11 protein-coding genes are annotated in these 11,037 nt (G+C 70.6%); 9 read left to right on the top strand and 2 right to left on the bottom strand.

All coding sequences use genetic code 11. The features are described 5' to 3' along the window. Nucleotides 1-123: 123 nt before the first annotated feature. Entirely contained in the window at nt 124-1,431 is a 1,308-nt protein-coding gene (locus tag A8G15_RS09425; protein WP_068158391.1) for an MFS transporter, read from the bottom strand. A 63-nt stretch (nt 1,432-1,494) separates the two neighbouring features. Between A8G15_RS09425 and A8G15_RS09430 the strand changes: the two genes are divergently transcribed. Next, nucleotides 1,495-1,983 (top strand): MarR family winged helix-turn-helix transcriptional regulator, encoded by a 489-nt coding sequence (locus tag A8G15_RS09430; protein WP_245687772.1) that lies wholly within the window; start codon nt 1,495-1,497, stop codon nt 1,981-1,983. A 9-nt stretch (nt 1,984-1,992) separates the two neighbouring features. Here the strand turns inward: A8G15_RS09430 and ppsA are convergent, their stop codons facing one another. After that, on the bottom strand, nt 1,993-4,290 hold the full coding sequence (ppsA, locus tag A8G15_RS09435; protein WP_068158394.1) for a phosphoenolpyruvate synthase: 2,298 nt from the start codon (nt 4,288-4,290) through the stop codon (nt 1,993-1,995). A 157-nt stretch (nt 4,291-4,447) separates the two neighbouring features. On the opposite strand from ppsA, the gene A8G15_RS09440 reads away from it, so the two are divergent. The 8 genes from A8G15_RS09440 to uvrC all read left to right on the top strand — a co-directional run. Then, nucleotides 4,448-4,837 (top strand): MmcQ/YjbR family DNA-binding protein, encoded by a 390-nt coding sequence (locus tag A8G15_RS09440; protein WP_082899776.1) that lies wholly within the window; start codon nt 4,448-4,450, stop codon nt 4,835-4,837. Between the two features lie 6 nt (nt 4,838-4,843). After that, on the top strand, nt 4,844-5,527 hold the full coding sequence (gene rpe / locus A8G15_RS09445) for a ribulose-phosphate 3-epimerase (protein ID WP_068158397.1): 684 nt from the start codon (nt 4,844-4,846) through the stop codon (nt 5,525-5,527). Further along, nucleotides 5,524-6,552 (top strand): bifunctional diaminohydroxyphosphoribosylaminopyrimidine deaminase/5-amino-6-(5-phosphoribosylamino)uracil reductase RibD, encoded by a 1,029-nt coding sequence (gene ribD, locus A8G15_RS09450; protein WP_068158399.1) that lies wholly within the window; start codon nt 5,524-5,526, stop codon nt 6,550-6,552. The genes rpe and ribD overlap by 4 nt, the downstream gene beginning before the upstream one ends. Beyond that, nucleotides 6,553-7,161: a riboflavin synthase gene (locus A8G15_RS09455; protein ID WP_068158401.1), complete on the top strand. Its 609-nt coding sequence runs from the start codon at nt 6,553-6,555 to the stop codon at nt 7,159-7,161. It abuts the gene before it with no gap. A gap of 84 nt (nt 7,162-7,245) precedes the next feature. After that, nucleotides 7,246-8,496 carry a bifunctional 3,4-dihydroxy-2-butanone-4-phosphate synthase/GTP cyclohydrolase II gene (locus tag A8G15_RS09460; RefSeq protein WP_068158402.1) on the top strand — a complete coding sequence of 417 codons (1,251 nt, stop codon included), beginning with the start codon at nt 7,246-7,248 and terminating at the stop codon, nt 8,494-8,496. Further along, nucleotides 8,496-8,978 (top strand): 6,7-dimethyl-8-ribityllumazine synthase, encoded by a 483-nt coding sequence (gene ribH, locus A8G15_RS09465; protein WP_068158406.1) that lies wholly within the window; start codon nt 8,496-8,498, stop codon nt 8,976-8,978. The genes A8G15_RS09460 and ribH overlap by 1 nt, the downstream gene beginning before the upstream one ends. Beyond that, nucleotides 8,975-9,448, top strand: a complete 474-nt coding sequence (locus tag A8G15_RS09470) for a PH domain-containing protein (RefSeq protein ID WP_082899777.1) — start codon at nt 8,975-8,977, stop codon at nt 9,446-9,448. The genes ribH and A8G15_RS09470 overlap by 4 nt, the downstream gene beginning before the upstream one ends. A 9-nt stretch (nt 9,449-9,457) precedes the next feature. After that, nucleotides 9,458-11,037 (top strand): excinuclease ABC subunit UvrC (gene uvrC / locus A8G15_RS09475; RefSeq protein WP_068158409.1); only part of this gene is annotated, 1,580 nt, incomplete at its 3' end.

Raw genomic sequence — 11,037 nt, forward strand, 5'->3', positions numbered from 1 at the left:
GATTTCCACGACCGCGACTCTACACAGGTGCCGGGGTTCCGGCCGCGGACGGCGGGAGGAGAACGACGAGCCCGCCCGCACGGTGAAGGCCGTGCGGGCGGGCTCGGTGGCACATCGGCCCGGTCAGGCGTGCCGGGCGCCGAACCGCTGATCGTCGGCGAGCGCGGTCTCGGCGAGGACGGCTTCCTCCTCGAGGGTCGGCACCGTGCGCACGGCGTCCTCCGCGGCACGCCGCTCCGACGAGTCCGGTTGCTGTTCCTCGCGGTCGGCGGCATCGAGCGCCGGCCGGACCGTGCTCAGCACGATCGCGCCGACCAGCACCACGACCGCGCCCAGCACGAACGGAACATGGACGTCGAAATGCTCGACGAGCTTGCCCGCCGCGAATGGGGCCAGGCCGCCGCCGATGAACCGGACGAAACCGTAGGTGGCGGACGCGACCGGCCGCGGCACCGGCGCGATGCTCATCACCGCGGTCGTCACCAGCGTGTTGTTCAGGCCCACGAAGATGCCGGAGAAGATCACGGCGCCGACCACCACCCAGCGGCTCTCCGCCCAGATCCCGATCACCAGGGACACCGCCGCCATGCCGAGCAGCGCGCCGTAGAGCGTGCGGGGCGTGCCGAACCGCGACTTGAGCAGCGGGGCGCCGAACACCGCGAACAGCGCGACGAGCAGACCCCATCCGAAGAACACGAACCCGAGCTGCATGGCCGACAGGTGCATCAGGAACGGTGCGTAGCCGAGGATCGTGAAGAACGCCCAGTTGTAGAGCAGGCCGGTGACGCTCGTGGTGGCGAGGCTTCGGTGCTTCAGCGCGAGGATCGGTTCGAGGATCGACGGTTTGTCCTTCGGGACCGGGGTCGGTTCCACCAGCACCGCGGTGGCGACCAGCGCGACGAGCATGAGAACGGCCACACCGAAGAACGGCCCGCGCCAGCTGATGTCGCCGAGCAGCCCGCCGAGCAGCGGGCCGGTGGCGATGCCGATGCCGAGTGCCGCCTCGTAGAGCACGATCGCGCCGGAGAAGCCGCCGCTCGCCGCGCCCACGATGACCGCCAGCGAGGTCGCGATGAACAACGCGTTGCCCAGGCCCCAGCCGGCTCGGAATCCGACGATCTGATCGATCGAGCCGCTCGCGCCGGCCGCGGCGGCGAACACGACGATCAGGACGAGCCCGACGATCAGCGTGCGCTTGGCGCCGATTCGGCCGGACACCCAGCCGGTGAACAGCATGGCGATCGCGGTGACGACGAGATAGCTCGTGAAAAGCAGCGTGACCTGTGACGGTGTCGCGTCCAGCTCGCTGGACAGGGCGGGCAGGATCGGATCGACCAGGCCGATGCCCATGAAGGAGATCACGCACGCGAACGCGACCGCCCACACAGCCCGGGGCTGGCGGAAGGAGCTTGCGAAGGAAGTGGAAGACACAAATACATAGATACTCTATATAGAAGCCCTATGCAATGGTCGGGGGTCGCCTACACTGGCACCATGACCGATATGCCCGTTCGCCCCGACGTCCCCGCCGACCCCCCGGAGCGGCACGGAGCGGGCGGCGACGGCGTGGAGGCGACCGCGGACGTGCTGTACTCCCTGATGTCCGACTTCCTGCGTCAGCTCCCGCGCGACCTGAGCCTGACGGCCTCGGCCACCCTCGCGACACTGCGGCGCCGCGGCCCGCTGCGCATCACCACCCTCGCGGCGGCGCAGGGGATCACCCAGCCGTCGATGACCTCGATCGTCACGTCCCTCCAGAAGGGCGGGATGGTCACGCGGCGTCACGATCCGGCCGACGCCCGCGCCACCCTCATCGAGCTGACGGACAAGGGACTGCGCTACGTCGTGGCCCGGCGCGAAGGCGGAGTGGAGCGAATCGGCGGGCACATCCGTAACCTGCCCGACGCTCAGCGGCAGACACTCCTCGCGGCGTTCGACGCACTGTGTTCCCTCGAGGAGCTCGCGCGCGAACGGGCGCTGTGAACCGGCCGCTCAGGACTCCGAGCGGGCGCGGTCGAGCAGAATCCGCTGCTCGGCTCGCGCGACGGTACGACGCGTCACCGAAGCCGCATCGGGTGTCACCGACACCGAGGTGATGCCGCGCCGCACCAGGTGCTCGGCGAGTCCGGTGTTCGTCGACACCGCCTGGCCGCACAGCGAGGTGGTCAAACCCGCCGCCCCCGCACGTTCGATGATCGAATCGATCGCGTCGAGCACCGCCGGATCCATCGTGTCGAACACGTCCCGGCACACCTCCGAATCACGGTCCACGCCGAGCATCAACTGCGTCAGGTCGTTGCTGCCGATCGACACCCCGTCGATGCCGAGCCGCGCGTACTCGGGCAGCCAGTACACCACCGACGGCACCTCGGCCATGATCCAGCGCAGCATCGAGCGGTCCGCACCGAGCGGATGCGCGTCCAGCTGGGCCAGGCACTCGCGCAGCTCCCACCGGGTGCGCACGAACGGGATCATCAGGTGCACGTTGTGATGCTGCGCCCGCACCCGGTGCAGCACATCCAGATCCAGGGAGAACAGTTCCGGGTCACGGATGTAGCGGAAACAGCCGCGGAATCCGATCATCGGGTTCTCCTCGTGCGGCTCGACCTCGCCGCCGACGAGATCGGCGAACTCGTTGCTGCGCAGGTCGATCGCCCGGTACACCACCGGCCGGGGCGCGAACGCCGCCGCGATGGTCGCGACCCCCTCGGCCATCCTCGTCACGTACTCGTCGCGCCTGCCCTGCGCGATCATGTGCACCGGGTGCTCCCCGGCGAGCGCGTCCGTGATCATGAACTCGGCGCGGAGCAGCCCCACCCCGTCGACGTCGGTGGCGGCGACGGCAGCCGCGGCGTCCGGCGTCGCGAGGTTGACGTACACGGCGGTCGCGGTCACCGGGGCCGCCGCGACCGGGGCCGCGGTGGCCGCCGCTGTCGGGGCGTCGGATGTGGACGGGTGTGCGGCACCCTCGAAGACCGACCCGCTGTCGCCGTCGACGGTCACGACCTGTCCGTCCCGTAGCGAGGTCGTCGCCGTCCGCGCCCCCACCACGACCGGTTTCCCCAGTTCACGACCGACGATCGCAGCGTGACACGTGATACCGCCACCGTCGGTGACGATGCCCCCGGCGCGCCGCAGAATCGGCAGCCAGTCCGGGCGGGTCATCGGCGCCACCAGGATCTCGCCCGCGGCGAGCTTGGCGCCGTCGCCCGGATCGTGCAGCACCCGTGCTTTGCCGGTCGCGACACCCGGACCCGCTCCGAGCCCGGTCAGCACCGGCGTGTCCGCACCGTTCGTGCCCACCGGGGACGACGGTGCCGCCGGGGTGCCCAGGGTGGTGATCGGCCGGGTCTGGACGATCCACAACTCGCCGTCGGCGATCGCGAACTCGAGGTCCTGCGGACATCCGTAATGTGCCTCCACGTCGACGGCCAGGCGCGCCACCCGGCCGAGCGCATCGTCGTCGAGCACCCGCGCGCCGGCCTGTGGATCCACCGCCACCCGGTCCTCACCGGTCGTCGTCGAGGAGATCCGGAACTCCTGATGCCCGCGATGTACGTCGAGAACCCGCATGCCGTCCTTCGCGACGACATAGGTGTCGGGTTCGACCTGACCGCCCACGACGACCTCGCCAAGACCGAGCGCCGCCTCGACGACGATGCGGTCGCGGTCGCCGGTACGTGGGTCCGCGGTGAACGCCACCCCGGACGCGTCCGACCGGACCATTGTCTGCACGACCACCGCGATCGACGGTTCCTCGCCCACCCCGCGCAACCCCCGATAGGTGCGGGCGCGGGCGGACCACAGCGACGCCCAGCAGGCCTGCACCGCCCGCACCACCGCGTCCGAACCGATCACGTTCGTGTACGACTCGTGGATGCCCGCGAAGGACGTGTCGGCGGCGTCCTCGGCGGGCGCGGACGACCGCACCGCCACAGGCACATCCGAACCGAGCCGGGTGTAGGCGGCGACGAGGGCCGCGCACAGGTCGTCCGGGACGGTCGCGCCGGTCACCAGCGCCGCGAGCTCCTCGGACTCGCGCAGCAACTGCTGTTCGGGGACGTCCTCACCCGGCGCCGACTCCCGGAGCAGCCGCTCCCGCAGCCCGTTCGCCGCCATCGTGTCCAGGTAGGCGTCGGTCGTCAGGGCGAACGCCGCCGGAACCGGAAACCCGGCACGTGTCAGCTCGCCGAGATTCGCGGATTTTCCGCCGACCGTCGGGGCGTCGGGCGGGCCCACCTCGTCGATCGACCGGACCCACCGTTTCGGTGATGTGACGTCAGGTGACATGGCGCGGCCTCCCTTGCCGTCGCGGACCCCGGGGCTTCCGGTTCCACTGTCCCCGAGACCGGGCGGGCGGCATCCACGTTTTCCGGAATCACCCACGCGGCGCGCGGAACCGGAGGAGTCGCACCCGAGCGGAGTGGGCGCGGCGCACACTGGACGCATGACGAGTTGGTCGGAGGTGGTGGCGGTCGCGGACCTGCCCGAGGTCACCGAATCGACGTGGTACCGGACCCCTGCCCTGAAGGTCCGCGACCGAGGATTCGCGCGGCTGCGGCCCGAATCAGAGGGCGGACTGATGGTGTTGTGCGAGATCTCCGAGAAGAAGGCGCTGCTCGCGTCCGGCGATCCCGCCTACTTCACGACCGAGCACTACGACGGGTACGGAGCGATCCTCGTCGACCTCGACCGGGTCGATCCCCGCGAACTCCGGGAGCTGCTGGTCGAGGCGTGGCGGTTGGCCGCGCCGGCGGCGCTGCGGGAGCGGGTACCGGCGGTATCGCGCGGGAGCGTACCGGCCGCCCGGCGGGAGGAGAAGGGCCGACTAGACTAGGCCGACGTGGCCCACCCGATGATCGCCCCTTCCATCCTGTCCGCGGATTTTGCACGCCTCGCCGACGAGGCCGCCGCCGTCGCCGGTGCCGACTGGCTCCACGTCGACGTCATGGACGCGCACTTCGTTCCGAACCTGACTCTCGGGCTGCCCGTCGTGCAGTCGCTGCTCGGCGCGACCGGAATTCCGCTGGATTGTCACCTGATGATCGAGGATCCGGGCCGATGGGCGCCGCCCTACGCGGAGGCAGGCGCCCACAACGTCACCTTCCACGCCGAAGCCACCGACGACCCGGTCGCGGTCGCCCGCGACATCCGCGCAGCGGGCGCGAAGGCCGGGCTGTCCGTCAAGCCCGGCACCCCGATCGAGCCGTACCTCGAGATCCTGAAGGAATTCGACACGCTGCTGGTGATGAGCGTCGAACCCGGCTTCGGCGGCCAGTCGTTCATCCCGGACGTGCTCGGCAAGGCCCGGGCCGTGCGCCGCCTCGTCGATTCCGGCGAGCTGACCCTGCTCGTGGAGATCGACGGCGGCATCAACGCCGACACCATCGAGGCCGCCGCCGAGGCCGGGGTGGACTGCTTCGTCGCCGGCTCGGCGGTGTACGGAGCCGCAGACCCGGGGGAGGCCGTTCGCAAGCTCCGCGCCCAGGCCGGTGCCGCCTCCACCCACCTGACCCTGGCCCCGTGACCGATCCGGCGCTCGCCGAGGCGCTGCAGCGTGCCGTCGATGCGTCGGAGGACGTGCGGGGACGCACCAGCCCGAACCCACCGGTCGGTGCCGTCGTCCTCGACGCCGCGGGCCGGGTCGCCGGTGTCGGCGCCACCCAGCCGCCGGGCGGACCGCACGCCGAGGTGATGGCGCTGCGCGCGGCGGGGGAGCGGGCACGCGGCGGCACCGCCGTGGTGACCCTGGAGCCGTGCAACCACACCGGTCGTACCGGTCCCTGCACCCGCGCACTGATCGAGGCGGGCGTCGCCACCGTCTACTACGCGATACCCGACCCGAACCCGTCCGCCGCCGGTGGCGCCGCGACGCTTCGCGCCGCCGGGATCACGGTGCACGAGGGACTCGGCGCCGACGTGGTCGCCGCCGGTCCGCTGCGGGCGTGGCTGCACCGCACCCGCACCGGGCGCCCCCACGTGACGTGGAAGTACGCGGCGTCGCTGGATGGGCGCATCGCCGCCGCCGACGGCACCAGCCAGTGGATTTCCGGGCCGGAATCCCGGGCCCTCGTACACGCCGAACGCGCCAGGCTCGACGCGATCGTCGTCGGGACCGGCACGGTCCTCACCGACGATCCGTGGCTCACCGCCCGGCTGCCCGACGGTTCCCTGGCGCCGCACCAGCCGTTGCGGGTGGTCGTGGGGACCCGGGACCTGCCGACCCGGTCGCGGGTGCTCGACGACGCCGCACCGACCCTGGTTCTGCGCACCCACGACGTCGACGAGGTACTCGACGCGTTGACCGATCACCCCGACGTCCTGCTCGAAGGGGGGCCGCAACTGGCCGGCGCGTTCCTCGCCGCGCGCCGCGTCGATCGCATCCAGGCGTACATCGCGCCGGTGTTTCTCGGCGACGGATGGTCCGCTGTGAGGGACGCCGGCGTGCACACGATCGCCGAGGCGATACGGTTTCGTCGGGAGCGCGTCGAAACGATCGGCGCCGACGTGTTGATGACCCTGGTCCCCGACCGGGAGCAAAGGAGCGGGTAGGTGTTCACCGGGATCGTCGAGGAACTGGGTGAGATCGTCACGCGCGAGGATCTGACGGATGCGGCACGGTTCACCGTGCGCGGGCCGCTGGTGACCTCGGACGCGGCGCACGGCGAGTCGATCGCCGTGAACGGCGTGTGCCTGACCGTCGTCGACGTCGTCGACGGGGACAGCTTCACCGCGGATGTGATGCAGGAGACGCTGAGCCGGTCCAGCCTGGCGAATCTGGCCGTCGGGAGCCGTGTCAATCTCGAGCGCGCCGCGGCGCTCGGCAGCCGCCTCGGCGGGCATCTCGTGCAGGGACATGTCGACGGAACCGGCACCGTGATCTCCCGGGCCCCGTCCGAGAACTGGACCGTCGTGCGGATCGCGTTGCCCGACACCGTGTCCCGTTACGTCGTGGAGAAGGGTTCGATCACCGTCGACGGTGTTTCGCTGACCGTGTCCGGCCTCGGCGGCGAGCCGGGGCAGGAGTGGTTCGAGATCTCGCTGATCCCCACGACTCTGTCCCTGACCACGCTGGGTATCGCCGAGCCCGGCACCGTCGTCAACCTCGAGGTCGACGTGATCGCCAAGTACGTGGAGCGCCTGCAGAACGCGGGCCGCTGAGTCGTACTGTGGAATGCGGCAGTTTCGCGCCGCGGTAGTACAGGCAGTTGTTCGTTGGAATATCGAGATTTGGAGTCGAGGCAAGTGACGAGGTTCGACACGATCGAGCGTGCGGTCGCAGACATCGCCGCCGGTAAGGCCGTCGTCGTGGTCGACGACGAGGACCGGGAGAACGAGGGCGACCTCATCTTCGCGGCGGAGAAGGCCACTCCCGAACTGGTCGCGTTCATGGTGCGGTACACGTCGGGCTACCTGTGCGTGCCTCTCGACGGTGACGACTGCGATCGCCTCGGGCTGCCCCCGATGTACTCCACCAACCAGGACAAGCACGGCACCGCCTACACGGTCACCGTCGACGCGAAGGAAGGCATCGGCACCGGCATCTCGGCCGCGGACCGTGCCGCCACGATGCGCCTGCTCGCCGACCCGGAATCCCGCGCCGACGATTTCACCCGTCCCGGCCACGTCGTGCCGCTGCGCGCCAAGGAAGGCGGCGTGCTGCGCCGCCCCGGGCACACCGAGGCCGCCGTCGACCTCGCCCGGATGGCCGATCTGCGTCCCGCCGGCGTCATCTGCGAGATCGTCTCGCAGAAGGACGAAGGCGAGATGGCCCGCACCGACGAACTGCGTGTCTTCGCCGACGAGCACGAACTCGCCCTGATCTCCATCGCGGACCTCATCGCGTGGCGCCGCAAGCACGAGAAGCACGTCGTGCGTGTCGCCGAGGCCCGGATCCCCACCCGCCACGGCGATTTCACCGCCGTCGGGTACCAGAGCATCTACGACGAGGTCGAGCACGTCGCCCTGGTCCGCGGCGACATCGCCGGATCCGACGACGACGGCGCGGACGTGCTGGTGCGCGTGCACTCCGAATGCCTGACCGGGGACGTGTTCGGCTCGCTGCGCTGCGATTGCGGACCGCAGCTCGACGCGGCCCTCGAGATGATCGCGGCCGAAGGACGCGGCGTCGTGCTGTACATGCGCGGGCACGAGGGCCGCGGTATCGGCCTGATGCACAAGCTGCAGGCCTACCAGCTGCAGGATTCCGGCTCGGACACCGTCGACGCGAACCTGCAGCTCGGCCTGCCCGCCGACGCCCGCGACTACGGTATCGGCGCGCAGATCCTCGTCGACCTGGGCATCTCCTCGATGCGGCTGCTCACCAACAACCCCGCCAAGCGGGTGGGTCTCGACGGCTACGGTCTGCAGATCACCGAGCGGGTGGCGATGCCGCTGCGCGCCAACGCCGAGAACCTCACCTACCTGCGCACCAAGCGCGACCGGATGGGTCACGACCTGATCGGGCTCGACGAGTTCGAGGCCGGTGACGCCTGATGAGCGGTGAAGGTCTGCCCGACCTGCAGCTCGCCGAGGCGCGCGGACTACGCCTGGCGATCGTCGCGGGCCGCTGGCACGAGAAGATCTCCGACGCCCTGATCGCCGGGGCGCAGCGCGTCGCCGGCGAGGCGGGCATCACCGATGTCACCCTCGAACGGGTCGCCGGTGCCATCGAGCTGCCGGTCGTCGCGCAGCAGCTGGCCCGGACCCACGACGCGGTCGTCGCGCTGGGCGTCGTCATCCGCGGCGGCACCCCGCACTTCGAGTACGTGTGCGACGCCGTCACCTACGGCCTCACCCGCGTCGCGCTCGACGAGGGCACGCCGGTCGGCAACGGTGTGCTCACCACCGACACCGAGCAGCAGGCCCTGGACCGGTCCGGGCTGCCCGGCTCGGTGGAGGACAAGGGTGGGCAGGCGTGTGCGGCGGCGCTCGACACCGCCGTCACCCTGCGGCGTCTGCGGGGAGCCGAGCGGTGACTGCTGCGACCGACGCAGACTGGGAACTCGACGTTCACAGCAAGAAGATGCGCACGTGGCTGATCTCCGCCGCCGGTGTCGTGCTGGTCGTGTTCGTCGCTGCCGCGCTGGTACTGCGCGGCGGCGGCGACACCGGCGTGAACCTGCGTCCGGCCGACCAGTTCGCGGTCGTCGTGATCGGGTTCGTCCTCGCCGGCGCCACGCTGATGTTCTCCCGGGCCCGGGTGCGGGCAGGTGCGTCGGGCGTCGCGGTCCGCAACGTCTTCGGTGAGAAGACGTTCTCCTGGGACGAGGTGCGCGGACTGACCTTCCCCGAGGGGAAGCCATGGGCGCGTCTGGAACTGCCGCACGACGAGTACATGCCGGTCGTGGCGCTGCAACCGCGCGACGGGCAGCACGCCGTCGACGCCACCGACCGGTTCCGCCGGCTCGAAGCGCGCTACGGGCGGGCTGTCGGCGACGCCGACTAGCCTGGACCCGTGCCCGACCCCTCGACCTACCGCCCCGCTCCCGGATCCATCCCGACCGAGCCGGGCGTCTACAAGTTCCGCGACCCGCACGGCCGAGTCGTCTACGTCGGTAAGGCGAAAAGTCTGCGGTCGCGGCTGAATTCGTATTTCGCGGATGTGGCGTCCCTGCATCCGCGGACCCGGCAGATGGTCACCACCGCCGGCAGCGTCGAATGGACGGTGGTCCGCACCGAGGTCGAGGCGCTCCAGCTCGAATACAACTGGATCAAGGAGTTCGATCCACGTTTCAACGTCCGCTACCGCGACGACAAGACGTACCCGATGCTGGCGGTCACGCTGGGCGAGGAGTACCCGCGGCTGTTCGTCTACCGCGGTCCGCGGCGCAAGGGTGTGCGTTATTTCGGTCCGTACTCGCACGCGTGGGCCATCCGGGAAACCCTCGATCTGCTGCTGCGGGTGTTTCCCGCACGCACCTGCTCGGCCGGGGTGTTCAAACGGCACAGCCAGATCGGCCGGCCCTGCCTGCTCGGTTACATCGACAAGTGCTCGGCGCCGTGCGTCGGACGGGTCGACGCCGCCGAACACCGGCGCATCGTCGAGGACTTCTGCGACTTCCTCGCCGGCCGCACCGACAAACTCGTCCGCGACGTCGAGACCCGGATGCAGGCCGCGTCCGCCGACCTGGACTTCGAGACCGCCGCGCGGCTCCGCGACGACCTCGGGGCGCTACGCAAGGCCCTCGAGAAGCAGGCTGTCGTGCTCGGTGACGGCACCGACGCCGACCTGGTGGCGTTCGCCGGCGACGACCTCGAGGTCTCGGTGCAGGTCTTCCACGTCCGTGGCGGCCGGGTGCGCGGCCAGCGGGGGTGGGTCGTCGAGAAGTCCGGGGACGTCGTCGACCGTCCCGACGAAGCGGACCGGATCGACACCGCCGGGCGAAGCGACACACCCGACGGGATCGGGTCCGAGAGTGCTGAGGAGCACGCGGAGGAGTCGCTGCTCGTCGAACAGTTCCTCACCCAGTTCTACGGCGAGGAAGCGGCACTCACCGCGTCCGCCGGCGCCGAACCGGCGGGCAGTGCCGTGCCGCGGGAGGTGCTGGTGCCGGCATTGCCGCCGAACCCGCAGGAGATGAGCCGCTGGCTCGCCGGGCTGCGCGGCGGCCCGGTCCGGTTGCGGGTGCCGCAACGCGGCGACAAGAAAGCCCTCGCGGAGACCGTGCAACGCAACGCGAAGGAAGCGCTCGCCCAGCACAAACTGCGTCGCGCCGGCGATTTCACCGCCCGGTCCGCGGCGCTGCAGGGCATCCAGGACGCGCTCGACCTGGATTCGGCGCCGCTGCGCATCGAATGCGTCGACATCAGCCACGTGCAGGGCACCGACGTCGTCGCCTCCCTGGTGGTGTTCGAGGACGGTCTGCCCCGCAAGTCGGACTACCGGCACTACGCGATCAAGGAAGCGGCCGGCGAGGGCCGCTCCGACGACGTCGCGTCCATCGCGGAGGTCACCCGCCGCCGGTTCCTGCGGCACCGGCGTGACGTCGCCGCCGGCCAGGACACGGGTGGGAATGTGACGGGTGGGGATGTGAC

Origin of the sequence: Rhodococcus phenolicus (genome assembly GCF_001646785.1) — a bacterium.
Lineage (GTDB): Bacteria > Actinomycetota > Actinomycetes > Mycobacteriales > Mycobacteriaceae > Rhodococcus > Rhodococcus phenolicus.